The sequence below is a fragment of the Photorhabdus aegyptia genome (genome assembly GCF_000612035.1).
Taxonomy (GTDB): domain Bacteria; phylum Pseudomonadota; class Gammaproteobacteria; order Enterobacterales; family Enterobacteriaceae; genus Photorhabdus; species Photorhabdus akhurstii.
Map to the genome: position 1 here is coordinate 1 of NZ_JFGV01000053.1, position 26,254 is coordinate 26,254.

A 26,254-nucleotide genomic window follows, 5' to 3' on the forward strand; every position below is an offset into this window, starting at 1 on the left:
TTGGAACACGTCTAAAGCCACTTACAGATAGTTGCCCTAAGCCTATGCTAAAAGTAGGTGATAAGCCTATTCTGGAAATACTGGTTACACGCTTTTCCAAGCTTGGATTTAAGAATCTTTATATATCTACACATTACATGCCAGATCAAATTATGGAGTATTTTGGTGATGGTAGTGAGTGGGGCGTCAGTATTCAGTATGTCTATGAAGAAAAACCGCTTGGAACTGGTGGGGCATTGGGCCTATTGCCAGAAAATATCCCTAATTTACCGCTAATCATGGTCAATGGAGACGTTTTAACGACGATAGATTTTGAACGGCTTCTTAAATTCCATATCAAACATTCTCCAACTGCAACAATGTGTGTTCGTGAATATGACTACCAAGTTCCGTATGGTGTGATAAAAGGTGATGGTCACCGTATTATTGGTATGCAGGAAAAGCCCGTGCATAGATTCTTTGTTAATGCAGGAATCTATATTGTGAGTCCTAGGCTATTTAAAGCAGTACCAAAAAATAAAAAAATTGATATGCCTACCTTATTAGAAGGAGAGATCAGTAATAATAAAGATGTACTTATGTTTCCTATCCACGAATACTGGCTTGATATTGGTAAAATGGATGATTTTCAGCGCGCTCAGTGTGATATTTATAATTTGGGGCTTAATTAATGAACAGGGTTGCAGTGATTGGCTTAGGCAATATCTCAGTTCGCCATCGTAGAAATTTAAAGTCCTTATTTCCTCAGGCTGAAATTCTAGCAGTATCAGCAAGTGGGAAAATGCCGGAAAGTCAAGTCAATGATGCAGATAGCATTCTTTTATCTACGGCTGAATTAGCGAGATCCGATGTAGATTTGGTAGTTGTCGCATCTCCAGCACCATTTCATGCTAAACATGCTTTACCACTGATTGAAGCAGGTATTCCAACGCTGATCGAAAAGCCTGTTACAGTGACAATGACTGACTGTGAGGCGTTAATAAGTGCAATAGACTCCACTTCTACACCTGTTGCTGTTGGTTATTGTTTACGTTATCTTCCTTCAGCGAGAAAAGTAAAATCTCTGTTAGAGCAGGAGTTGGTAGGTACTATTTATAACGTATTTATCCAAGCTGGACAGTATTTACCAAGTTGGAGACCTAAGGATTACCGAGATACTGTTTCGGCAAAGGTAGAACTTGGTGGTGGAGCATTACTTGAGCTCAGTCATGAGATTGATTATGCACAATGGTTGCTGGGAAACTTGAGTCCATGTCATGCAATATTGCGCTCATCAGAAGAACTTAATCTTCAAGTTGAAGATATGGTAGACATCACTGCAATTAGTGCGAACAAAACTATTTGCCATATTCATTTAGATTTTCTTCAACGTTCAGCATATCGCATATGTCGTTTGATCGGTAGTCAGGGAACATTGGAATGGAATTTGATTAAAAACTCTATTGAATTTACTAACCAAGATGGTTTGAAAGTACTCTACGATAATCCTACATGGGATAAGAATCAAATGTATCTTGATATGCTTAAAGATTTTATTGCCATGATTGATGGAAAGGAGAATCAATGTGTGGATTTACGAACTGCTATCAAAACGATAGAATTTATCACGACAGCAAGACACTTAGTCGGTTAATAAAACATATATGATCAATTATGCATTTATTTTTGCCCGGGGTGGTTCGAAAGGGCTACCACGAAAGAACGTGAAGTTATTAGCAGGTAAGCCTCTGATCCAGTACTCTATTGAAATTGGACTGTCATCTCCATCAATCAGTAAAGTTTTTGTTTCTACGGATGATCATGAAATTGCTACTATTGCTAAAAGTGCAGGAGCAATAGTGATTGACCGGCCTGCTGAATTGGCAACAGATACAGCTTATGAGTGGCTTGCTTGGCATCATGCTATCGAGTGGGTTAATGCAAAACAAGATTGTTTTGATGGTTTTATTAGTTTGCCAGTAACCAGTCCTTTACGGAGTGTTGAAGATGTAGAGAATGCTCTTGTCCAGAGACGAGAGTCTAATGCAGATGTATGTATTTCAGTGACACCAGCCAATCGTAGCCCTTTTTTTAATATGGTGAAAAAGAGTGAATCTGGATATATGGAGTTAGTCAATAAGCTGGAAAATAATGTTACACGGAGGCAGGATGCACCTGAATTGTATGATATGACCACAGTAATCTATGCTACTACTCCCGAGTTTGTGCTTCAGAATAAGAGTATATTCGATGGGAAAGTAACTAGTATTGTTGTTCCCAAGGCAAGAGCTGTTGACATTGATGATATTTATGACTTTATGCTTGCTGAAGCTATCTTACTCTCTAAGGAGAATGAAAAATGAAAGGATTTTTGGAAAATAAGACAATTTTGATTGCTGGGGCAGGTGGGTTGTTAGGTAGCCATGTGGTTCAGGCTGCACTGGCCCAGGAAGCAATAGTAATTGCTGCTGATTTGAATATTAATACCCTTTCTGAGTGTTTAATCAAGCAAGGAGTAGATGTTAATCAAACATCACTCAAGATAGTTGAACTGGATGTCACGAATGAACATCAGGTAAAGTCATTCTTTGAATTGCAAGATGATCTAACTGGTGCTGTAAACGCAACATATCCTCGTAATCGCTCATACGGAAAACATTTTTTTGATGTAACACTGGATAGTTTCAATGATAATGTTGCGTTACACTTGGGTAGTGCATTTGTTTTTAGTCAACAGTGTGCCGCATATTTTAAAAAGAATGATCAAGAGTTCTCCCTCATTAATTTAGCTTCTATTTATGGTGTTGTAGCGCCTCGCTTTGAAATTTATAATAACACTCATATGACCACACCTGTCGAATATGCAGCAATTAAGTCTGCAATCTTGCATCTTAATAAGTATATTGTTAATTATATAAATGATAGCCGATTCAGAATTAACTGTGTAAGTCCTGGTGGACTATTTGATCATCAACCCGAGTCATTTTTGCAGGCGTATAAGAATAATACTCATGGTACAGGGATGTTGAATGCACAAGATATAGTTGGAGCAATTCTATTTTTGTTATCAGATCAATCTAGATATATAACAGGTCAAAATATTATTGTTGATGATGGTTTTTCACTTTAATTTTTGATAAGTTGAATCGCTCGTCGGATTTTAGATACTTACTTCTTAGTTCAGAAGTTGTAAATCGAGTGAATATAATAGTTGAATAAGGCGATGTTTATTCTATTCTTCCTGGTGGGACTCACCCGTAAAATTTGTTTTCCAGTAAAATAGATCTAATTAAAGGTGTAAAGAAAATTGTATTACATAGTAAGCATATCTTTAAGAGCATTGACACTTTTTAGTAAATTTTTACTGGTCATTATGCTGGCAAAGTTGCTATCTATTTCAGATCTTGGAGTTTATGGATTAATTAGTGCGGTAATAGGATATACAATATTTATTGTTGGCTCTGAATTCTATACTTATAGTACTAGAGAATTGATTGCTCAACCTAAAAGTGAATGGCTTGGAATGATACGTGATCAATTTATGTATTATTTGATAGTCTATGGAGTGTCTATTCCTTTTATATTTATAATATTTTATTTAGATGTGTTACCATATCAGTATATATGGTGGTTTTGTTCAATTCTCTTATTTGAGCACATAGCTCAAGAAATAAATCGAATCTTGATTTCAGCCCAGAGTCAATTGTTAGCAAGTTTTGTTTTGTTTATACGACAAGGACTATGGTGTTGGATTGTTGTTGTAACTATGTGGTATTTTCCAGATTATCGTCACTTAGATACTGTCTTGTTAATGTGGTTAATAGGATCATTAACGGCTTGTGCGATTGGGGGAGGATGTATATATCGATATGGTAAGGCATCAATTTATAAAAATATTAATTGGGTTTGGGTTAGAAAAGGAGTAATGCTTGCATTACCAATGTTAATTGCTTCTGTTGCAATACGAGGGATCTTTACTTTTGATCGATTTTTTATTGAGAAAATTGCTGGATTAGAGCTGTTAGGTGCATATGTATTATTTGCAAGTATGGCATCTGCAGTGCAATCTTTTCTTGATACTATTGTTATCACTTTTTCATTTCCTAAACTTACATCTTTAGCAATAGCAGGAAAAATGGATGAGTTTAAGAAAGAGATGTGGGTATTTTCACTGAAAGTCGTGGGGGTAACTCTTTTATTATCATTGTCTTGTTGGTTGCTTAGCGTTGTGTTATTGCAATGGCTTTCAGATGAAGCTTATTTGAAACATCTAAACTTATTAGATACCTTGCTTTTTGCTACGATTATATATTGTTTCAGTTTAATACCTCATATGGGATTGTATACCTTGAGAGATGATAAACATATTATATATAGTCAGGTTACAGCATTAATTATCTTTGTGTTCTTTTCTTGGTATCTACTATTGTATGATAATGTTTTATTTATACCTCTATCTATGATAGTTAGTTTTATTGTGTTACTTTTTTGGAAAAGTTATGTTTTTTATAAAAGGATAAGAAACATTTTTTAACTTATAATAATGAATAAGTTAATATTAACTTATGTTTAAAGCCCATTTAATAATCGACTTTCGTGTGTTTGTCTTGTAATTTTTAATTAGTCTTTGAGTTAATCTACTAAAGTGAAAGCAATGTTGTTTTCTTAGTGACTTTTTTATATATTAGATTATGGGTTATTGCTGTGGCATATAGATATTTTTTTTTAATGCTAATGATTATAGTTGGGATTGTTATTATGTCTACAGCTATAATTACAGAAGTGAATACTAATGTTTATTTTTATTGTCTCTTTATTTCTTTTATTATTGTTGCATGGCCAAAATATACGATATCTCCTCAGTCAATTTTATTTATATATTATGGGTTATGGTTCTTTATTTCTCCTGTTTTTGCAGAAAGATATCAACAGCTTTATATATATGATGTGAATTTCTCGATATCATTTTTATTAATCTTTATTACCCTAAGTATAGGTTTGATCTTCATTAATCTAGGAGAAAACCATAGCAGGAAAATAAATGAAAGTTATAATGGTTCTATCTATAATAAAAAAATAAATGTTAAGTTAAAGACTATAGTAATAATGTATTTTTTGTCAACAATATTTGTTGTGTTTATTGTGGTTTACTCGGGAGGGCTTAGCTATTGGCTGGATAATCCTGGAGATGCGTTTTTGAATAGGGCAGGAACAGGAGTTTTCGTTCTAGGGAGCCACTTTTCCTCTATGATATTAGCTACTTTATCTGGTTATTATGTTTATAGAACTAAGAAATATTTTTATATTTGTTTATTTATTATCTGGTTATTTTTGACTTCACCTGTACATGGTAGTAAGTTCCAAATATCGTTATTGTTGATCTTATCTCTTATACCTTGGATAAAGGACTTACGTGCTGCTTCTAAAGGTTCATTTTACTTGGGGTTTTTGTTGTTAATAATATTATTCCTTGGCCTATATTTCAGAAATACATCATGGATGACGATCAAGGATATTATTCCATATACATTAAATTATTTTGATACGTTAGATAATCTAGCAATCTCGGTAAGGGATTTTGAACCTAGTTTTCTTAAGTCATTTTTTATGCCATTTAATAAATTTCTTACACCAATAGGTATTTCTGACCCAAAGATGTATTATGATATGAATCATTGGTTAACGGATATCTATAATCCTGCAGCATGGTCAATCAGAGCTACTATGCAGTGGCCTATTGAAACTGATATGTATTTGAATTTCTACTATATATTTGGAATTCCACTGCTGGCATTATTCTTCTATATAATAGGGATGTTTTATGGTCGTGCTAGGCGTAAGAATGATTTGGGTTCATGGTTTGTTGCTATTGTGATAACATTACTCATGATATCTCATTTAAGAGGTACTATTTATAACCATACTGATTTTTATATGTATCCATATATAGCCGCTATGTATTTTTTTCTTAGAAAATATAAATTTTAAAGGTAACTAATGAAATCGAGTATAAATTTTATTTCTTTGGTAAAGGAATATACTGCTGCAACGTTAAACGAAATATCTATAGATACATATATTGTGAAAGGAATATCTAAAGATGTTTTTCCAAAAATTCCAAGACCTCAGAAATGGGTATCTTTATGGAGAAAAAATAAATTTTCAATTTATTTTTTCTATATGGCTGCTATGTTTTTTTTATTATCTGGTGGTGCGTTTATTTATTTCATTTTTGCTATAGTAAAATTGTATTTTATTGATGTTGATGACAAAGAATTGTTAGCTAGTAAACGTAGTTATATTGATAAAGGTTTTGAATTAGATAAGATAATAGTTGGTTTTGATTATAAAACGTATCAATCTGCTATCTCATTTTATAAAGATACAAAACTTTGTTGGTTATCACTCCCTTGGACTCGATTCACGGGTCACCTTTGCCATGGTCATAAGAAGATATCAATTGCTAATTTTTTATCTTTTAAAGACTATTTAAGTATATTTGTTCTTTCGTCATTATCATTCTTCTCTTTAGTTTTGAATAGGAAAACTATATCTCATATTTTACAAATTTATACTGCTCCTAAATGGTTTTATGTAAGGCTTGCTCTTAGTAAGGTTAATGGTCATTTTATTACAACAGAACATATGGACCGTTGGGCTATCTTAATGGATAGATTGTGTCTCAGCAAAAAAACAAACTTAACACTGGTACAGCATGGTTCTCTCAAAGCATTAGTATTACCCGAAAACGCTCATTTTAAGATATATACTCGTTTACACTCAGTTGCTGAGTTGGTAGCTTATGATCGAATTGAATCAGAAATTTTTCTTGATAAAATTATCAGGAATGGGAAAGGTAAGGCAATTACACTGCTCCATATGGGAATGCAGCTTAATACAGTGAAAGTTGATAATGATAAATTTAGTATTTTGTTTGTTGGGCATCCTCATTGTGAAGATACACAAATAAAGATTTATCATTCTTTAGTAGGACTAAATATTATTGCTTACTATAAAGAACACCCTAAGGCACCAGCGTCGAGAAATGTAAGGAAAATAGGTTGGGTATTCATTAATGATCTTAAATTTTTTCCTAGTGTGGATTTAGTCATTTCTTATGCATCTACTTTAGCATACGAGTATGAGAGTATAGGAGCTAAGGTTTTATTTCATGATCTTTCTACAATCTCCGAAAGTATGTGTTCAAATATTGTAAGTTTAATTAAAGAAGAAGTGAAAAATAATGAGCGAAAATAAGTATAAAATCTGCTCCCATTGCATAATGGACACCTCTGACCCGAATATTACCTTCGATGATCACGGGTGTTGTGACTACTGCAATAATTACGAATCGGCCATTCTGCCAAACTGGCATACTGATGAAAAAGGCTACTCTGAGCTAATGTCCATGGCTGAGCGTATCAAGGCTGATGGTAAAGGTCGTGACTTTGACTGTATTATTGGCCTGTCTGGGGGACTTGACAGCTCTTACGCTGCCTATGTAGCCAAGGGGAAAATGGGATTAAGGCCTCTTTTGTTTCATGTAGATGCTGGCTGGAATACCGATCAGGCAGTCGGTAATATTGAGAAGTTGATCGATGGGCTTGGTTTAGAGCTTTATACTGAGGTGGTAAATTGGGAAGAGATGAAGGATCTTCAGGTAGCATTCCTACGCTCTGGTATTCCTGATCAAGATTTGGTACAGGATGCAGCCTTTTTCTCTGGATTATATAAATTTGCCCGCCAACATGGTATTAAACACATTATTACCGGTTCTAACTTCTCTACCGAATGCTGCCGTGAGCCGGAAGAATGGGGAGGATATTTGGGTATCGATACTTGGTTGTTTAATGATATTCATCGTCAGTTTGGGAAAAAGCCACTGGAATCTTTTCCTTTAACCGATATTTTGATTTATAAAGTGTTCTACCAGAAGATATTAGGTATGAAAGTGCATCATCCACTCAACCTTGTTCCCTTCACCAAAAAACAAGCTGAGGATGAGCTTGAACAACGTTTTGGTTGGCAGCGTTTTCAGCATAAACATCATGAGTCACGTTTTACTCGTTTCTATGAGGATTACTGGTTGCCACGCCGTTTTGGTTACCATAAACGACGAGCTCATTTCTCCAGTTTGATTTTGACTGGGCAGATGACTCGCGATGAAGCTCTGGAGCGGATATCTCGTCCTGAGATGGATGAACATTTCTTGCGACAAGAGTTTGAGTTCGTTGCGCATAAATTAGATCTGACTGTTGATGAATTGCAACAGATTTTTGAACTACCTAAGAAAACTTACCGGGACTATCGCAATAAGCGCGGGCTGATTGGTTTGGGTGCTAACCTAATGCGCAGGTTGGGCTTGGAGAGAAGGTATTTTAGATGATCCGTATTGTTGATTATGGCGTGGGTAATATTCAAGCGTTTATGAATATGTTCAAACGTCTTGGTGTATTAGCTGAACGAGCCCATTCTGCGGTTGATTTGCAAGATGCAACCCATTTAATTCTCCCAGGGGTAGGGGCTTTTGATCATGCTATGGAGATGTTTAATAAGTCTGGTATGCGTCCTGCTCTAGAAGAGTTAGTGTTAAGTAAAAGACTCCCTATTCTCGGAATATGTGTTGGCATGCAAATGCTTGCTGGACGTAGTGATGAGGGAAAACTGAAAGGTCTTAATTGGATTCCGGGACAAGTCTGTTCTTTCGCTTCTAACCCACAAGCTGCTTCTTTTCCAATGCCTCATATGGGATGGAATGATCTTACAGTAAAGTCAGGAAGTTCTTTATTCAAAAACCTTGAATCTTCTCCACGATTTTATTTTTTGCATTCTTATTATTTTGAGTGCGAAAATCCTTCACATGTTGCAGCTTCAGCTAATTATGGTTTCGATTTTGATTGCGTAATCTCTTCTGGGAATATTCATGGTGTACAGTGTCATCCGGAAAAAAGCCATCGTTTCGGTGCACAGTTGCTTAAAAACTTTTCGGAATTATAAAAATGCTGCGACCAAGAATTATTCCTTGTCTGTTAGTCCATAAGGGTGGGTTGGTTAAAACTCAAGGTTTCAAGTCTCCCAAGTATGTTGGTGATCCGATTAATGCTGTTAAAATCTTCAACGAGAAAGAAGCCGACGAACTGATTGTGCTTGACATTGATGCAAGCGTAAACGAAGTCGAACCTAATTATGAGCTGATTGCCAAATTGGCGGCAGAATGTCGTATGCCTCTATGCTATGGTGGAGGGATTACGACTGTAGACCAAGCATCGCGGATTATAGACTTAGGGGTAGAGAAAGTTTCAATTAGCTCCGCGGCTGTTTCCGATCCTTCCTTGCTTAAGAAGGTTTCTGATGCGATTGGACGACAAAGTGTAGTCGCAGTTCTGGATGTAAGAAAAAAAGCTGGTTTCTTTCAAAAAGGCTATGAAATCTGTACTCACAATGCTAGGAAAACTCACAAAATTGACCCCATCTCATTTGCAAAAACTTTACAGGAAGCTGGTGCTGGCGAAATTGTTATTAACTCCGTTGAGCGTGATGGTGAGATGAAGGGATACGATCTAGCGCTTGCACAACAGATGCGTGAATTCGTCAATGTTCCCTTGACTTTTTTGGGTGGGGCGGGATCTTATCACGATATCATTGAGTTAGTGAAAACATGTGGAGTGGTAGGTGCCGCAGCGGGCAGCCTTTTTGTATTTAAGGGGAAATATCGTGCTGTACTTATTAATTACCCTACAAACTTACAGAAAGATGAGATCTGTTATTCAGGGTTATCCATTTCAAAAAGTTAATATCTAAGGATTTATGATGTTTTCTGGTAAGACTTTACTAATTACAGGTGGTACAGGTTCTTTTGGCAATGCTGTGCTAAGGCGATTTCTGAGTTCAGATTTACGTGAAATTCGAATCTTTAGTCGAGATGAGAAAAAACAGGATGATATGCGTAAACTCTATAACAACTCTAAGATCAAGTTTTACATAGGTGATGTTAGAGATTATCGCAGTATCCTAAGTGCGACCAGAGGTGTTGATTATATCTATCATGCTGCTGCTTTAAAGCAAGTTCCATCCTGTGAATTTTACCCAATGGAAGCGGTTAAAACTAATGTTGTTGGTACAGATAATGTTCTTGAAGCTGCTATCGCTAATAATGTTTCTAAGGTCGTATGCCTTAGTACAGATAAAGCTGTTTATCCTATCAATGCAATGGGAATTTCTAAGGCTATGATGGAAAAAGTCATGGTTGCTAAATCAAGAAATCTGGATCGAAACAAAATAGTAATATGTGGCACACGCTATGGTAATGTTATGGCTTCTCGGGGTTCAGTGATCCCGTTGTTTATTGACCTTATACAGTCAGGAAAACCGATCACAGTTACGGACCTTAACATGACTCGGTTTATGATGACATTAGAAGATGCTGTGGACTTAGTGTTGTATGCATTTGAGCATGGTGATAATGGAGATATATTTGTCCAGAAAGCACCTGCTGCCACGATCGATGTATTAACTAAGGCTATTCTTGAATTATTACAAAAATCAGATTATCCGATTGATGTCATTGGCACTCGTCATGGTGAAAAATTATATGAAGTTTTATTAAGTCGTGAAGAAATGGCCGGTGCAATTGATATGGATAATTACTACCGGATTCCACCAGATAATAGGGATTTGAACTATGGAAAATATTTTGATCAGGGGGACAAGGCTATTAGTGAGTTAGAAGATTATAACTCACATAACACTCAAAGACTTGATGTTGAGGGTATGAAAAAGTTATTGCTTAAACTTAACTTCATTAAAAAAATTGTCCGTGGCGAAACTGCAATAGCTGAGGTCTAATTTATGAAGGTATTGGTTACTGGTTCTGATGGATTCATAGGAAAAAATCTATGTATCAGTTTATCAGAACTATCAAATGCTGAGATCCTAAGATTCAATCGTAGTCACAGCTTCGATTTTCTAGATGAGTTAGTTAGGCAAGCTGATTTTATTTTTCACTTAGCTGGTGAAAATCGTCCAAAAAATGAAAGTGACTTTTTTTCTGGAAACGCAGATTTGACAGAAAAACTTTGCTCTTCAATAAAGAAATGTAATAGAAATATACCGATAGTCTTGACTTCGTCTATTCAGGCTGAGCAACCTAATCTCTACGGTAGAAGTAAGTTACGCGCAGAGATGCATTTACACAATCTCTATATGGATACAGGCAATACTATTTACATTTATCGGTTACCTAATGTATTTGGCAAATGGTGCAAGCCTAACTATAACTCAGTTGTTGCTACGTTTTGCCGTAATATTTGTGATGGTTTGCCAATTACAATAAATGACCCAGACACTGAATTGAACTTAGTTCACATAGATACAGTTGTGGCATCATTTGTAGATATTTTGTTGAATAGACCGGTAGGCTATATTTATATTGAATTGAATCCTATTTATAAGGTTACTCTTGGAACCATTGCTGGATATTTGTATTCGTTTCGTAATAGCCGCGAATCGTTAATCACTGAGCGGGTCGGTGATGGGTTTATTAGGGTGCTCTATGCAACCTATATCAGTTATATGTCTCCTGATAACTTTAATTATCCTTTGGCAAAGCACGAAGATGCCAGGGGATGTTTTGTTGAAATGCTAAAGACCCAAGATTCAGGTCAATTTTCTTTTTTTACTGCTCATCCTGGCGTTACCCGTGGTGGCCATTATCATCATGTAAAAAATGAAAAATTTTTGGTGATTCAAGGTAAAGCTAGATTTGGTTTTCGTCATATAGTAACGAATGAAGCTTTTGAAATATATACATCTGGCGAAAGTCCTGAGGTTGTAGAAACAGTTCCAGGTTGGTCACATGATGTTACTAATGTTGGAAATGATAAGCTTATAGTTATGTTGTGGGCAAATGAAAACTTTGATAAAGAACGCCCTGATACAGTAGCACATATGGTATAAATATGAAGAAGTTAAAAATAATGACAATAGTGGGAACTCGACCAGAAATCATACGTCTTTCCCGTGTAATAGCTTGCCTAGATGAATATTGTGAACATATTTTTGTACACACAGGGCAGAACTATGATTATGAGCTTAACCAAATTTTTTTTGATGATTTGGGTATTCGCAAACCTGATTATTTCTTGAATGCTGCGGGAGTAAGTGGTGCTGAAACAATTGGTAAGGTGATCATTGCTGTAGATGGCGTATTAGAACAGGAAAAACCTGATGCCATGTTGGTACTGGGAGACACTAACAGCTGTATGTCTGTTTTACCGGCTAAACGTCGTAGAATTCCTACATTTCATATGGAAGCTGGTAATCGTTGTTTCGACATGCGTGTACCAGAAGAGATCAATAGACGTATAGTTGATCATACTGCTGATATTAATCTGACTTACAGCTCAATTGCACGAGAATATTTACTGCGTGAAGGATTACCATCCGATATGGTGATCAAGACCGGAAGCCCGATGAATGAAGTGCTGATGTACTATCGAGCAGGTATTGAAGCGTCAGATATATTGGATTGTCTGAATCTACGGGAGGGGCAGTTTTTTGTTGTCAGTGTTCATAGAGAAGAAAACATTGATTCTGATAAAAACTTTGGCAAGTTAATTCGAGTGCTTAATACTATTGCCGAGACTTACGATATACCTGTTATTGTTTCAACCCATCCTAGAACTAAAAAAAGGATAGATGTTGCAGGTGTCAAATTTAACAAGCATGTGCGCTTACTGAAGCCGCTAGGATTTACAGATTATAATAAACTTCAGCTCACAGCAAAGGCTGTCCTCTCCGACAGCGGAACAATCAATGAAGAATCCTCCATTCTCAATTTTCCAGCTCTTAACTTGCGTGAAGCACATGAACGACCAGAAGGCATGGAGGAAGCTGCGGTGATGATGGTTGGCCTTGAAGTTGAGAGAATCATTCAGGCATTGGTTATTCTTGACTGCCAACCTAGAGAGAATGAGCGTTTGTTGCGTCAAGTAGGTGACTACAGCATGCCAAATGTATCTGATAAAGTAGTTAGGATAATTCATAGTTATACAGATTATGTGAAACGAGTCGTTTGGAGAGAGTATTGATGCGGCTTGCTCTCATCGTTGATGATTATTTGCCACATAGCACGCGAGTTGCTGCCAAGATGATGCATGAATTAGCCCTTGAACTTGCATGCCAAGGGCATGAGCCGTTCGTTATTACTCCAGGGGAGGATAATAGCTCTTCTTGTCTAATAGCTGATATTATTGATGGAATTCAAGTTTTACGATTCCCCAGTGGAAGAGTCAAAGATGTGCCTAAGGTCGTTAGAGCGTTCAATGAGTCGCTTTTGTCTATTCGTGCATGGTGGTATTTGAAGGATATGCTTGCATCAAAAAGAATTGATGGAATAATTTATTATTCCCCGTCTATTTTTTTTGGGCCACTAGTAAAGAAGATAAAATCATTGTGGAATTGTCCATCGTATCTTATTTTGCGTGATATATTTCCGCAGTGGGTTATAGATGAAGGTATGCTCAGAGAGAAATCTATAATAGCAAGATATTTTAGATTTTTTGAGAATATTAATTATAAGGCTGCAGATTTTATTGGTTTAATGTCTCAGAAGAATTTGGAATTTTTTTGTCAATATAAAAGACATAATCATCTAGATATCCTTTATAATTGGGCAAAACCAGTCCCAGCTCAACTTCCGTTATCTTATCAAGGTATTCGCTATCAATTAGGATTAATGGGAAAAGTGATCTTTTTTTATGGTGGTAATATTGGGCGAGCTCAAGATATGGATAATCTTTTGCGTTTGGCTATAGCACTAAAAAATAGAAAAGAAGCTCACTTTTTGTTTATAGGGCAGGGTGATGAGGTTGAATTAGTTAAGAATAAGATTGAACAGTTTAGCCTTGATAATATTACCTATCTACCATCAGTACCACAGGAAGAATTTAAAAATATATTATGCGAAGTTGATGTAGGTCTCTTTAGTTTAGCTCGTTCTCACAAAGTTCATAATTTCCCTGGTAAAATCTTGGGTTATATGGTTAATAAGATCCCTATTTTGGGAAGTGTTAATCTTGGTAATGATTTGGCGGATGTAATAAATGGTGCTAATGCTGGAATAGTGTTGGTTAATGGTGAGGACGATAAGTTAGTAGGTGCAGCTGAATTATTGTTATCAAATAAAGATTATCGTATAGGGTTGGGTAATAATGCATGGATGTTATTACATGACAAATTTTCAGTTAGATCAGCCACCGATAACATATGTAAACAACTTACAGAAATGAAAAATTCATAGTGTTATAAATCAATCTAGTGGAGTTTTTGGATGGAGTTTATCGTCTTTTAAGACGGTTATTGGGAAAGCTTATTTAGGGCAGCCCCATATTTTTTATAGTAATTAGTGTCATTGTATTCACTTGAGGTCCAATATTAACTTTTTAATATTACGAGGATTGATTACGGTTAAAAACGAACCGGCAGAGACTCCTACACATAGGAGTAGTAGTTTTATAGAGATAGGTTCATCTACCAGCAAACAAGCAAAGATGACTGCCCAGATGGCGTAAGTGATGTTTAAGCTCATAGCACGGATGGGTTGAAGCATGCAGATTGCTTTGTAGTAGAAGAGGTACGATAGTGTGGCTACCAGAGAAGTGAATAATAATAGGGAGTATAATCCTGTATTTGAGAAGATATGTACAATATCAGGAAAAGAGTGAATGAATAATATGATAATGACTAAATAGCCTACTGAGGATGATAATTGCCTGATGAAATAAGCGATATCAGCAGGTATGTCTTTATTCATGCCGTAAGAGCTGATAACAACTTCGGAACTCCAGCCGAGTGCGCATATAAAAGCGAAGAGAAAGCCTATCCAGCCAGATATTGTTTGGGTTGATGCTGAGTAACCTAATATCATGGTACATATAACAGCTAGTATTAATCCCAATATACCGATAAGGTGAATGCGATCTTTAAGTAGGAAGAAAGAAGTTAGTGCGCCAATAGCAGGATAAGTGGCCGAGATAGTTGCTGTGTAGCTAATACCAATGTATTGAATAGCTAAAATATAACAAGACATGCCAATTGGGCCGCCAAATATAGCCGCCAGTATAATTATTCCATTTTTCTTGTTCTTGGGGATAAGGCGTATCTCTCGGTATTTTCCTTTAGCTATAAGATATATAAACATATATACGCATGAGATTAGATCATTTAGGAAAGCGAGTACGATAGGAATGAAAAGACAACAGGAAAGTGCGGTGTTTTTTAGTAATAATGCGAAAAGTACGCCACTTAGCCCCCAGAAGACACCAGAGGAGAGTCCATAGGCATTGGCTGTTATTTTACTATTAGTGAATATAGCCATTTGAGTACTTTTTCATAAATTTATAGACTCATGCCAAGGGGCTAGCCCCATAATTTCCAGATGTTTAACCATTTTCCTTTATTAAGGGAGGAATTGAAGGAAGTATAATGCATATGATATATCTAATAATGAGGTTTTTGTTGGCTTGTTATTTTTATTTTCTGAATTATGTGATTTTGATTGCTTATGTGTTAAAAATTTCATAGGATTATTGTTTATCCAGAAGGCTAATATCGACAATATGACTTTCAGCCAGCGTCATAACATAAATGTATTTATAGATGTTATTTTAAAAGGTCGTAAATATAATCTTTAGGATGAAAATCAATAGGTGCATTGATGAGGATCTGCCTAATATTTTTAAAATCGTAATTTTCACAAGATGTTTTTAAGTTATTTAATAATGGATCTAATTTATCCCAAGTCAGAAAAATTTCATTAGCTGTCATTATTCTTGGGTGATTGGTGCCAGAAACGTTATCTCCAATTAAGAGTTCTTCATAAAGTTTTTCACCAGGTCTTAATCCAGTAATTTTGATTTCGATATCGCCATGAGGATTGGTTTCATCTTTTACTGTCAGGCCGGAAAGGTGGATCATTTTTCGGGCGAGATCATAAATTTTTACTGACTCTCCCATATCCAGAACAAAAACATCGCCGTTATTGCCCAGTGCTCCTGCCTGGATAACTAACTGGGCAGCTTCTGGGATCGTCATGAAATAACGGGTAATGTCTTTGTGGGTGAGGGTTATCGGTCCACCACTTTTTATCTGTTTCTCAAACAGGGGGACAACGGAACCGGATGAACCAAGGACGTTGCCAAAGCGAACCATTGAGAATTTTGTATGGCTGTTCTCTTTAGCAAAGGCTTGTAGTATAAGTTCGGCAAATCTTTTTGTTGCGCCCATTGTATTTGTCGGGCGGACGGCTTTGTCAGTAGAGATTAATACGAATTTGTCAACTTTTTGATTAACTGCGGCTTTAGCCAGTGAGAGGGTGCCAAAGATATTGTTATTAATGCCCTCTATGGTATTCATTTCTACCAGTGGAACGTGTTTATATGCCGCAGCGTGGTATATGGTATTAATGTTAAATTTATTGATTATTCTGGTTATCTTGTCTGAATCTTTTATATCACCTAAAATTGCAGTAATTGCTATATTCAGATCTCTATCTGAATTTATCTTTTGTAACTCTTTTTCTATTGAGTAAAGGCAATATTCGGTTAATTCAAATAAGACCAGTTGCGAAGGAGATTGAGTGATGATTTGCCGGCATAACTCTGATCCGATTGAACCTCCGGCGCCGGTAATAAGCACATTTTTGTTTTTGATGTTTTTACTGAGTAAACTTTGTAGTGGGTTAACCGGTTCTCTTCCTAGCAGATCGTTAATGGAAACACGTTTCAGTGAGTTTATTTGCGCTTTTCCTTCAACCAGATCATTGAAGCTTGGGATGGTGAGGATTTCACAATGTTCTTTTTGTAGTTTCTCAAGTATTTTTTTTCTATCAGATATAGATGCACTGGGTATGGCTAATAATATTTTCTTTATATGATATTTTTCTACTAAGAGCGTTATCTTCTCTGGAGAAAAGACACAAATTCCATGAATAGATAAATTGTGTAATTTATGATTATCATCAACAAAAGCAATCGGATTGAATTCTCTATGCTCTCTTAATATAGGTAAGAGTTGTCGGCCAGATTCTCCGGCTCCATATATGATAACAGGAGCGCCTTTATATTTTATTAAATTACGTAGCGTTCTATAGACAAATCTTGTTCCGCAGAGTGAGATAACTAAGAAAGAAAAATAGATAATTGGTACAGTTCTGGGTAAAAATGCTTGTTGATATAAGGAAATTGCGGTCAATAATAGAGTAGATAGAAATGAACCAACAATGGCCCATTTCAATATACTCATGTTGACATATTTTAATATGGATCTATAGAAGCCAATTCTTAAGAAAATAAATAGCGTTAAAGGTATAGTGAATATAATCGTTAACCAATGTTGTAAGCTGTAGATGGGGACTTCTCTGTCAAGGCGTAGCCACATGCTTAGCCAGTATGAAATAATGATAATAAATATATCTACAATCAGAAGAACGATGGTTTTGATTAATCTATCTTGATTGAAAAACATTCTCTTGTTCATAATGGTTAATTACCTAAACACTACTTTGTAAATTGTTTTAAAAATGATCTTTAGGTCATAGAGAAATGACTTTTTATCAATATACTCTAAGTAGTACTTGGCTTTTATCGGCATAATAATATCGATATAAGCTTGATGAGGATCTTTATATTGGCTTAGTATCTGGTTTTCATCTATCATTTCTATGGAAGCCAAATCTGTTATGCCGGGTTTTACCGATAATATTTTGTTTCTGACATCATCTGGATATTTGTCCATAAATTGTGGTACTTCGGGTCTTGGCCCGACTAAGCTCATTTTTCCTCGAACAACATCAATCAGTTGAGCTAATTCATCAATTTTATATTTACGTATAAATTTTCCAGAGTGGGTAATACGCAGATCATTACCGATAGTAAGTTGTCCTTTTTGCTCTGATCCCGTCGTCATGCTCCTAAATTTGTGAATATAAAAATCTTGATTATATTGGCCCACTCGTTTTTGTCGGAAAAAAATAGGACCTTTTGAATCCATTTTTATCCAGATAGCAATAGCGATTAAAATAGGGAGTAATAGGATGAGTCCAATGAGAGAAGAAATAAAATCAAAAAGCCTTTTTATAGCTAAATAATATGTCGTCATTTATGCCAAGATCTCTTTAATTGTTTTGATAACGTAGATTTGGTCTTCTTTTGTCATTTTTGTATATAAAGGAATAGATACAATTCTTTTAAAATTTTCTTCTGCGACAGGGAAGTTGTTTTCATTAAGAGAATAGGTATTTTTCCAGATGGGTTGTTTATGCAGTGGAATAAAATGGACAGAACAGCCGATATTTTTTTCTGCCATTTTTATAATAAAGTCATCTCTGGATATTTTGGCTTTGTCATTTAATCGAATGGTATATAGATGCCAGGCGTGTTGGCTATTAGGTTCTTTAGGTTTAGTCGGTAAGATAATAGGCAGATCTTTTAATTCATCATCATAGAGTTTCGCCATCTCCTCTCTTTTCTTGTGGAAAGTGTTTATTTTCTGTAATTGATGGATGCCGATGGATGCACAAATATCGGGCATGTTATATTTATATCCTGGTTCAATCACTTCATAATACCAGGCAGGTATTTTAGATTGATATCTATCAAAGGCATCTTTGCTAATGCCGTGGAGACGCATTATTTTTGCTCTTTTTATGATATCTGGATCTTTGGAGACTAGCATGCCGCCCTCTGCTGTCGTCATGGTTTTATTCGCGTAGAAGCTGAATACCGTGACATCGGTGTCTAGTGTGCCAATTTTCTTTCCCTTGTATAAAGTCGGAAATGAATGGGCGGCATCTTCAATTATTCGTAAATTAAATTTTTTAGCTAACGCAATAATGGCATCCATATCACAGGATAAACCCGCAAAGTGTACCGGCATAATTGCTTTAGTTTTGGCGGTTATGGCTTTTTCTATTGCTATTGGGTCAATATTCAGGCTGTCAGGTAAAGAGTCAACAAAAACAGGGTGAGCCCCTAAATAACGGACAACTTCTGCGGTTGCCGTAAAGGTATAGGTCGGAACGATGACTTCATCACCCGGCTGAATGCCAATGGCTTCCAACGCTAAATGTAATCCCGCCGTAGCTGAATTTACAGAAATTGCTTCAACATCAGAACCCAAATATTGGGCAAAATCTTGTTCAAATCTTCTGGCTTTAGGCCCGGTGGTTATCCAACCCGTTTTAAGTGAGTCAATAACTTCATCAATTTCAGATTGTCCAATTTCAGGTAATGCAAAAGGAAGGAATTTATTATTCATGATTGATTATGGCCTTGATGAAATTGTCTGCTAATATGGAATAAGCGTGATTTTCTAAAGCGTAAATTTTACCTTTTTGTCCCATTTGGTTTAATTCTTTAGTTGATAATTCACTGAGTTTTAATAAGGCTTGAGCAATGTCTTCTGGCTTGCCTGACTTAACGGTGATACCGCAATTCACTTCGGAAACCGGATCATTACCGGCATCAATCGCACATAAAATGGGTTTACCCGCCATCATATAATCGATAAGTTTATTGGGGCTGATGCCAAATCTGAATAATGATTGTTTTTGTAACCCTATATAGGCAATGTCAATTTTATTGAGTAGTGTCGGGATTTGAGTTTTAGGAATCGGCTCAAAGAAGATAACGTTATTTATTCCCAGTGATTCAGATTCTTTAATTAAATTCTCCTTTTCGAAGCCAGTGCCAACCAATAAAAAAGTAATGGGTTTATCATGAAGCAGTGAAGCTGTTTTGAGTAATCTTTCTAGTGCATTTGGCCGTCCGTGAGCGCCACAATAACATACAATTTTGTGCCCTTTATTTTTTTCAGCTGTGATTAACGTTTCAAGTAAGCTGTTTAATGGCGTGAGTTGATTTACCCAATCATCTATAACTACACCATTGGGAATAATATGTAATTTGCTGAGGTCTAATCCATGTGCTTTCGTATGTTCCTGTACATTAGGAAGCATGGAAATAACCACATCAGCATGTTTATAAGCTGCGTTTTCAGCAAGTTGGCATAATTGAATAAATGGGTGTTTAGGTGACATTCCCCCTAATTCTATGGGTGAAAGCGGCCATAAATCATGGATTTCAAAGACCAGTTTAGCGTTAGCTTTTTGAGCAATACGTTTTGCCACCCAGATATCCATCGGATATGTACTTGAAGTAATGACAACATCAGGTCGATATTTTTTAACTAGATTGTGACTATCAAACCAAATTTGTCGCAAAAAAGAGAAAATATTTTTGACTCTGGGTAATCCATTTCCGCTATAGCTCGGGGTTGGATACCAGACATATTCTAATCCGTTAATATTTCCGGTAGTTTTTTTATTATTGATTAGTTTGGGTTGTTTTGTTCGGACATGAGAATAGGAGGCTGCAAGTAGGGTAATATTATGTCCAGATTTAATCCATTCTTGCCCTAAATGATATGGGCGAAACTCCATACCCAGGTCCGGCGAACCCGCATAATGGTTTATATAGACGATATTCATAGTAATTTTTCTAATTCGTCAGCAATTCTTGTCGCAGCGATACCGCCGCCATACATAGATTGAATAGAGTCCATATTAGTCCCTATCATGTCATGAACGGCCTGGGTTATTTTTTTATTTTCAGCCTCTGAAAGTTTATTTACGCCGGCTTCAATTAATTCTACCCATTCAGTTTGATCTCTCACGGTGATACAAGGTTTACGGAAGAAGAAAGCCTCTTTTTGAAGTCCGCCGCTATCGGTAATAATCAGAGCAGTGTTTTTGAGTAGCCAAATCATCTCTAAATATCCCACTGGCTCAATTAAATGGACGTCTAAATGTAAGCCGTATTGCGCTAACATTTTTTTAGTTCTTGGGTGAATTGGCATGACTACAATAGCAATTCTTTTATGTATATCATTTAAGGTGTTTACAATTTCAGTTAAACGTGCCTGGTTATCAGTATTTTCAGCACGATGGAGTGTGGTTAATATGAAGTTTTGTATTGAATCCAGCCCATCGGGTTTTTTGGCCATTTGGCTAAAATATAAAGCGGCATCTTCCATGACATCACCGACTTTTCTGATATGAACGGGTTTTGAGCCGAAGCCTTCTGCTTGTAGGTTATTGACGGCAATGTCTGTTGGACAGAATAGAATTGAACTTACATTATCGGTTAATATTCTGTTTATTTCTTCGGGCATCTGCATATTAAAACTGCGTAGACCGGCTTCAACATGGATAATCGGAATATGTAATTTAGATGCGGCTAGTGCGCCAGCTAAAGTCGAGTTTGTATCACCATATACCATGACGGCATCCGGTCTTTCTGTGATAAGTACTTTTTCAACTTCGATTAGCATCTTTCCGGTCATTTCGCCGTGCGAGCCGCCATGAATATTGAGGGTGTAATCCGGTTTGGGGATGGCTAATTCATTAAAAAATATATCAGACATATTAGTATCAAAATGTTGACCTGTATGAATGATAATTTCTTTAAATTTATTATGATTTTTTAAAGCGCGAGATACTGGGCTTGCTTTAATGAATTGCGGTCTGGCGCCTAATACGGTAATGATTTTTTTCATATCGATTAACGTCCAATGTGTTGGTAGAATTTGTGAAGTTTATTTTGTTCAATATCCCAATTGTATTTTTCATTGATTGCTATAAGCCCATTGCGACCCATTTCTTCTGCGATATCAGGGTTATTTGACAAGTAATCTATCGCATTAGCTATTTCTTTAGGGTTTAATGGGTCGATACAAATGCCACAATGGTTTTTTACAACAATATCTTTCCATAATGTGAAATTTGAAGCGATGACTGGGATACCCGCACTCATATATTCGAATATCTTATTGGGTTGGGCATCGATATGATTGGGGAGTGGGTGATATAGCACGATACCTGCAATAGATTGAGATAAAAGTTCTTTGGTTTCTGTGCGATTTAAAAATCCCAGCTCATCTATTTTTTGCCAATTTTTCATACTTCTTATTTTATTCTCTAAAGTTTTGTCAGAGAAATTGCCCGCTAATTTCATTGTTGTATTTGTTGTGAGGTAAGAGAGGGATTCAACCATCTCGGTTATACCTCTAATGTCAGAAATGCCGCCGACATAGCAGACTTGTTTTTCTTTTTCATGCCAGTTGGCGTTTTCATTATATAATTCACCTAATATGGGGTAATTATTAATGTCTATGGTGTTGTTATTGAGTTTTAAGAATTTATCTCTTATTGATGAGGTAGCCGTAATAATTCCATCAAATTTAGGCGTAGAATATTTCTCGTAGAGGGAGAATAATTTAGAGATAATAGCCCGGGTAAATTTATTTAAATAAGGTTTGCTAAAAATTTGTTTTGGGACATCTTCATGGGAATCAAAAATGACTATTTTACCTTTCTTTTTCAGTTTTAGTCCGATAGGGATGAGTTCTGGATCATGGAAATGATATAAGTCAGCGTCTAATTCTAGTGCTTTTTTATAGACTTTATCGGTTGTTTTAAAAATTCTATTTAATCGACCGAGTAATACACCGACATCAATGATAGCAATGTTGTTCTTTACTTCATTACCTTTACCATCTGCGACAATAAGGGAGACCTCATGTTCTTTTTGTAAGGCAGAACACTCTTTTAGAAAAATACGGATGTCGAAACGCGAATGTACCGAGGTCATATGTGTAATTTTCATAAGGATATTTTGTTAGTTTTTGTCGGGAATAAAAATAATAATATGCTTAATGCTAGCAGCCCATAGGTCAGTAGCAATGCTGTAATCGCTGAGTTGGATATTGTATATACAAAGGGTAAATAGAGTGTCGTTGAAAATTCAAATGGAACCTTTTTTGAGCTCAGGTTCATGGCAAAGAGCAATATATTAAATATAAAAAAGTTTATTAATAAGCCCAGTGTGCCGTATCTGGCGATACCGTCTCCAATAAAGCCGGTATTCGCCGATCCCGAGGTACCATAATAGATTTGAGAAACTATTTGAGGCGCTTCTGTCGTAAATTCACTATTAGTGTTGTAGATATAATCATAAAAGTAATAGGTGTTTAATGTGGGTGTGAAGAAGACTCTGCGTAGCCAATGTATCAGTGGATCATAGAAATCGAAAACAAAATATAATATCCCGGCGGTCAGGAATAAATAGAGAATGATGTTGATCACTGAGTTACTTATCGATCTTGTTCCTTTTATGTAGAAGTATAGAATGATAACGGCGAGATTCATGAATGCTATACTTTTTAGTCCTGAAGAGCTGTAGATTAAATAGGAGATCAAAATACTTATTGTAATGAGGAGATATCTAATAGGACCTCGTATATAGAGTGACGCTAATAGTAGCAATGGTGAAATAACATATCCCCCATTGGTGATGATGTACATCGTGAGTAGCGGTGTGCTGTCTTTAAAGTGCTGTCTCACCGAATAAACTTTAAATATATTAGGGGGTATTAAACTTAATCCAGGATTACTCATGACGAATAAGAGTACAATAATACCACATCCTATTATTAGTATTTTATATAAATCCCACGGAATTTTTAGTTTTGGCATCGTTATTCTATCTATTATCCGAAAGAACAATATAGATGAGAAAAATAATATGTTTATTGTGCATACGAAAATGATTGAGTTGATAGAAGCCGAATTAATCAGTGGGAATATAATTGATACCGGTATAATGTAAGTGATATAGATTAACCATAAAAAGACCATCACGGGATTTTTTTGGTTGTTGAGTAAAATGAGCGGTAAGAATGATATCCAACAGAAAAAAATACTTAAGTAACCTTGTGGGGTAATATTATAGCCTCTTACTTCATGAAATGTGTCTAATATAAGCACTGAATTCAGGTAGATAATAACCTGATAGATAAATATTTTCAGGATTATTTTAATATTATTTTGCATTTTTTCTGATAAAGAAGTAAATGAGTGATAATACTAAGATAGACAGGAAATACATAGTGATAAATTGATAATATGCCCAACTCATAGGGCCGTGTTTTATGTAATAATACCCGCTATTAACGACAGATTTATTCCAGTTGTTATATAAGTCTATTATTTCTTTATTTTTAAAATTTTGATTTCTCTCTATCAGATCTTTTAAAAGCAGGGTATGTATTTTATGATATTTAATATTACAGGGATTGCCAATTAAATCATAGCTGGACCATTCGTTTTTTATGTCGAACTTAAATATATTATGGCTGATCGATTGATATAATTTATCGGATAGTCTTTTATTTTCATCTATGTTTAGATAATTTTCAAAGGATTCGATACCATAAGTAGAATAGATCATACCATTTAATACAAAAGCCAATTGGTCTGAATCGGCTTGAGGATCAACATATTCTTCAATCCAGGGCATATTATCTAATGTTGTTAAACTGCCGCCTTTATGGATGGGTGTTAGTGATGATTGATAGAGTAATTTCGACGTTAGCAGATATTTATCATCGCCAAAATGGTCATAAGCCCTTAATAGGAGAATAATGGCATAAGCATCGGTTAATCCAGACCACCAGGGGGCAAAGAGTTTGTTGTTTTTATAGCCTTTATATGACCAATCGAAATCATATAAGTAATGATTTTCACCCTTAAATAATTTTATATTGTTTAATAACCAGTCGGCTGAAAACTTAAAATTAGCGATTAATTCGTTTTGACTGAATTTCGGTGGCGGTACATTCCAGCCGGGTAAGGATGAATCGGTTCGCCATAATATATTAACGTTATCTTTATTTAAGCCTAAAGAAGAGTATATCAGGCCATAGTGAACAACATAAAATGGGGATAAGAATGGTGCGGGAATATGGGGTGAGTGCGATAATGGAAAACCATTGCTATTAAATTCGCGTTGAGCAAATTTTCCTTTCATGACCAAACTTCTTATATTCCCGTTGAATTCATCTAATTCATAAGCATATTTATTGAATGTATAGCTGACAATCATCACGATAATGATATAGGGAATTATTTTTATTATATTTTTGCTTTTCTTCATTTTAACCTTCTTTACGTATGAAAGATAATTTTAAAATATAAGCCGTACTCGTCATATAAAGAATAAAACTTGTGAGTGAAAATAATAACAGGGTAAGATAAATATCGCCTAATAGATATCCAGTAAGGAGGGCGATTAATCTTAATATAATCGATATTGTTTGAATAAATAAATTGCTTTTCTGATGTTCATAAATGGATAAATATATCGATAACGATGAATATATTATTTGTCCACATAAGTGCGGTATTAAACATAATAGATATTTACCTGATTCAAGCCATTCTTCACCGAAAATAAAGGTTATAATGGGTATGCCCGCGAAGTATGTCACTATAGCAAATAAAATAGCAATGAGCGTTAGGCAATAAAATGTTTTTTTTATCTTTAAAAAAGGTGATGTAATCGTGTCTTTTAAATATCCTTGTAATATAGACGAAACGGTTTGGGTTAATAGTGTAATTGGGGCGCCTGATATTCTCGATGCAATTAAATAAAACCCTGCGGATTTTAGCCCATAGGTGGACATGATAAATAATTGAGGTAGTTCATTACTCAATGTGTTAATGAGAGCCGCAGGAAAATCATAAGTTGGAAATTTATAATATTTGTGAGCAAGCAGTTTTACTTTTTTAAATTCATGTTTGTTGATAATTAAACGATATTTTGATCTTTTACTTAAAAATAGAACACCTAATGATTGACCTAATATTTGGCCTAATATGAGACTGCTTGCGCCTAAATGAGTAATGCCACCAATGATTTGAGTGCTAATCATGGCAACTGTTTGCGTTATTTTAGTGATAGAGAGAGCATGGTATTGCTTGTCTCTTATACTATTAAAACTGACTGCACGATAAAACCCATAGGTGATAATACCTAGGGGGATAAAGTATATATAATTTCCTATAATTATCTTTTCTGAGATATTAGATATTGCAATAACAGTGATAACTATCAAGCTAATGGTTATGGGAATAATGCAAGATAATGTGATTAGTGAATTAATTTCACGCTTTTTTCCTGATGCACTGATTGAAAATTCATAACGAAGACAAGCACCGACGGCAAAAACACTTAAAAGCGATGAAAATGAAGCATAAATACCTAATTCTTCAGGTGAAAATAGTCTGGTTAATACCGGTGTTGATAGCAGTAATAATATCTGGCTGAATAATGATGAGAGTAATAAGCCAGATATATTCCTCAATAATTTATAATTCATA

Annotated in this window: 24 protein-coding genes; 15 read left to right on the forward strand and 9 right to left on the reverse strand. The window is 35.5% G+C overall.

All coding sequences use genetic code 11. From position 1 onward, the window contains the following. From BA1DRAFT_RS15610 to BA1DRAFT_RS15675, 14 genes are all read left to right on the forward strand, one after another. Window positions 1–671: nucleotidyltransferase family protein (locus tag BA1DRAFT_RS15610; RefSeq protein ID WP_036780894.1), on the forward strand; the 671-nt coding region annotated here is incomplete at its 5' end. Further along, a complete protein-coding gene (locus BA1DRAFT_RS15615) occupies window positions 671–1,633 on the forward strand; it encodes a Gfo/Idh/MocA family protein (protein WP_036780897.1) in 963 nt (320 codons plus the stop codon). The genes BA1DRAFT_RS15610 and BA1DRAFT_RS15615, both read left to right, overlap by 1 nt. Window positions 1,634–1,643: 10 nt before the next feature. Continuing rightward, entirely contained in the window at window positions 1,644–2,342 is a 699-nt protein-coding gene (locus BA1DRAFT_RS15620; protein ID WP_036780899.1) for an acylneuraminate cytidylyltransferase family protein, read from the forward strand. Next, window positions 2,339–3,109, forward strand: coding sequence for an oxidoreductase (locus BA1DRAFT_RS15625; protein WP_036780902.1), 771 nt, complete (start codon window positions 2,339–2,341; stop codon window positions 3,107–3,109). Before BA1DRAFT_RS15620 ends, BA1DRAFT_RS15625 begins: the two co-directional genes overlap by 4 nt. A 177-nt stretch (window positions 3,110–3,286) precedes the next feature. Then, on the forward strand, window positions 3,287–4,513 hold the full coding sequence (locus BA1DRAFT_RS15630; RefSeq protein ID WP_036780905.1) for a lipopolysaccharide biosynthesis protein: 1,227 nt from the start codon (window positions 3,287–3,289) through the stop codon (window positions 4,511–4,513). Window positions 4,514–4,737: 224 nt separating this feature from the next. Then, entirely contained in the window at window positions 4,738–5,967 is a 1,230-nt protein-coding gene (locus BA1DRAFT_RS15635) for a polymerase (protein ID WP_152544335.1), read from the forward strand. A gap of 9 nt (window positions 5,968–5,976) precedes the next feature. Next, complete coding sequence (locus BA1DRAFT_RS15640; RefSeq protein ID WP_036780907.1) at window positions 5,977–7,236, forward strand: hypothetical protein; 1,260 nt, start codon at window positions 5,977–5,979, stop codon at window positions 7,234–7,236. Continuing rightward, window positions 7,223–8,365 carry an N-acetyl sugar amidotransferase gene (locus tag BA1DRAFT_RS15645; RefSeq protein WP_036780909.1) on the forward strand — a complete coding sequence of 381 codons (1,143 nt, stop codon included), beginning with the start codon at window positions 7,223–7,225 and terminating at the stop codon, window positions 8,363–8,365. Before BA1DRAFT_RS15640 ends, BA1DRAFT_RS15645 begins: the two co-directional genes overlap by 14 nt. Beyond that, a complete protein-coding gene (hisH, locus tag BA1DRAFT_RS15650; protein ID WP_036780912.1) occupies window positions 8,362–8,976 on the forward strand; it encodes an imidazole glycerol phosphate synthase subunit HisH in 615 nt (204 codons plus the stop codon). Before BA1DRAFT_RS15645 ends, hisH begins: the two co-directional genes overlap by 4 nt. A 2-nt stretch (window positions 8,977–8,978) precedes the next feature. Continuing rightward, complete coding sequence (locus tag BA1DRAFT_RS15655) at window positions 8,979–9,773, forward strand: AglZ/HisF2 family acetamidino modification protein (RefSeq protein ID WP_036780914.1); 795 nt, start codon at window positions 8,979–8,981, stop codon at window positions 9,771–9,773. 16 nt (window positions 9,774–9,789) lie between these two features. Beyond that, window positions 9,790–10,824, forward strand: coding sequence for a polysaccharide biosynthesis protein (locus tag BA1DRAFT_RS15660; protein WP_036780916.1), 1,035 nt, complete (start codon window positions 9,790–9,792; stop codon window positions 10,822–10,824). 3 nt (window positions 10,825–10,827) lie between these two features. Then, window positions 10,828–11,934: a UDP-2-acetamido-2,6-beta-L-arabino-hexul-4-ose reductase gene (gene wbjC / locus BA1DRAFT_RS15665; protein ID WP_036780919.1), complete on the forward strand. Its 1,107-nt coding sequence runs from the start codon at window positions 10,828–10,830 to the stop codon at window positions 11,932–11,934. Window positions 11,935–11,936: 2 nt separating this feature from the next. Continuing rightward, complete coding sequence (gene wecB / locus BA1DRAFT_RS15670) at window positions 11,937–13,067, forward strand: non-hydrolyzing UDP-N-acetylglucosamine 2-epimerase (RefSeq protein WP_036780921.1); 1,131 nt, start codon at window positions 11,937–11,939, stop codon at window positions 13,065–13,067. Further along, a complete protein-coding gene (locus BA1DRAFT_RS15675) occupies window positions 13,067–14,278 on the forward strand; it encodes a glycosyltransferase family 4 protein (RefSeq protein ID WP_036780923.1) in 1,212 nt (403 codons plus the stop codon). Before wecB (BA1DRAFT_RS15670) ends, BA1DRAFT_RS15675 begins: the two co-directional genes overlap by 1 nt. Window positions 14,279–14,395: 117 nt before the next feature. Here the strand turns inward: BA1DRAFT_RS15675 and BA1DRAFT_RS15680 are convergent, their stop codons facing one another. The 7 genes from BA1DRAFT_RS15680 to BA1DRAFT_RS15710 form a co-directional block, all read right to left on the reverse strand. Next, window positions 14,396–15,355 carry a DMT family transporter gene (locus tag BA1DRAFT_RS15680; protein ID WP_036780926.1) on the reverse strand — a complete coding sequence of 320 codons (960 nt, stop codon included), beginning with the start codon at window positions 15,353–15,355 and terminating at the stop codon, window positions 14,396–14,398. 284 nt (window positions 15,356–15,639) lie between these two features. After that, entirely contained in the window at window positions 15,640–17,514 is a 1,875-nt protein-coding gene (locus tag BA1DRAFT_RS15685) for a polysaccharide biosynthesis protein (RefSeq protein WP_036780928.1), read from the reverse strand. Window positions 17,515–17,523: 9 nt separating this feature from the next. Further along, on the reverse strand, window positions 17,524–18,135 hold the full coding sequence (locus tag BA1DRAFT_RS15690; RefSeq protein WP_036780930.1) for a sugar transferase: 612 nt from the start codon (window positions 18,133–18,135) through the stop codon (window positions 17,524–17,526). After that, window positions 18,136–19,293 (reverse strand): DegT/DnrJ/EryC1/StrS family aminotransferase, encoded by a 1,158-nt coding sequence (locus tag BA1DRAFT_RS15695; protein WP_036780933.1) that lies wholly within the window; start codon window positions 19,291–19,293, stop codon window positions 18,136–18,138. Then, window positions 19,286–20,524, reverse strand: coding sequence for a glycosyltransferase family 4 protein (locus BA1DRAFT_RS15700; RefSeq protein ID WP_036780935.1), 1,239 nt, complete (start codon window positions 20,522–20,524; stop codon window positions 19,286–19,288). Before BA1DRAFT_RS15700 ends, BA1DRAFT_RS15695 begins: the two co-directional genes overlap by 8 nt. After that, complete coding sequence (gene wecB / locus BA1DRAFT_RS15705) at window positions 20,521–21,591, reverse strand: non-hydrolyzing UDP-N-acetylglucosamine 2-epimerase (protein WP_036780938.1); 1,071 nt, start codon at window positions 21,589–21,591, stop codon at window positions 20,521–20,523. The genes BA1DRAFT_RS15700 and wecB (BA1DRAFT_RS15705) overlap by 4 nt, the downstream gene beginning before the upstream one ends. 5 nt (window positions 21,592–21,596) lie before the next feature. Beyond that, on the reverse strand, window positions 21,597–22,685 hold the full coding sequence (locus BA1DRAFT_RS15710) for a glycosyltransferase (RefSeq protein ID WP_235201130.1): 1,089 nt from the start codon (window positions 22,683–22,685) through the stop codon (window positions 21,597–21,599). 804 nt (window positions 22,686–23,489) lie between these two features. Between BA1DRAFT_RS15710 and BA1DRAFT_RS23810 the strand changes: the two genes are divergently transcribed. Next, a complete protein-coding gene (locus tag BA1DRAFT_RS23810) occupies window positions 23,490–23,702 on the forward strand; it encodes a hypothetical protein (protein WP_200868793.1) in 213 nt (70 codons plus the stop codon). Window positions 23,703–23,915: 213 nt separating this feature from the next. Here BA1DRAFT_RS23810 and BA1DRAFT_RS15720 read toward each other — a convergent pair whose 3' ends face one another. After that, a complete protein-coding gene (locus BA1DRAFT_RS15720; RefSeq protein ID WP_036780945.1) occupies window positions 23,916–25,028 on the reverse strand; it encodes a D-glucuronyl C5-epimerase family protein in 1,113 nt (370 codons plus the stop codon). Between the two features lies 1 nt (window position 25,029). Continuing rightward, complete coding sequence (locus BA1DRAFT_RS15725) at window positions 25,030–26,253, reverse strand: lipopolysaccharide biosynthesis protein (RefSeq protein WP_036780947.1); 1,224 nt, start codon at window positions 26,251–26,253, stop codon at window positions 25,030–25,032. Window position 26,254: the final 1 nt, after the last annotated feature.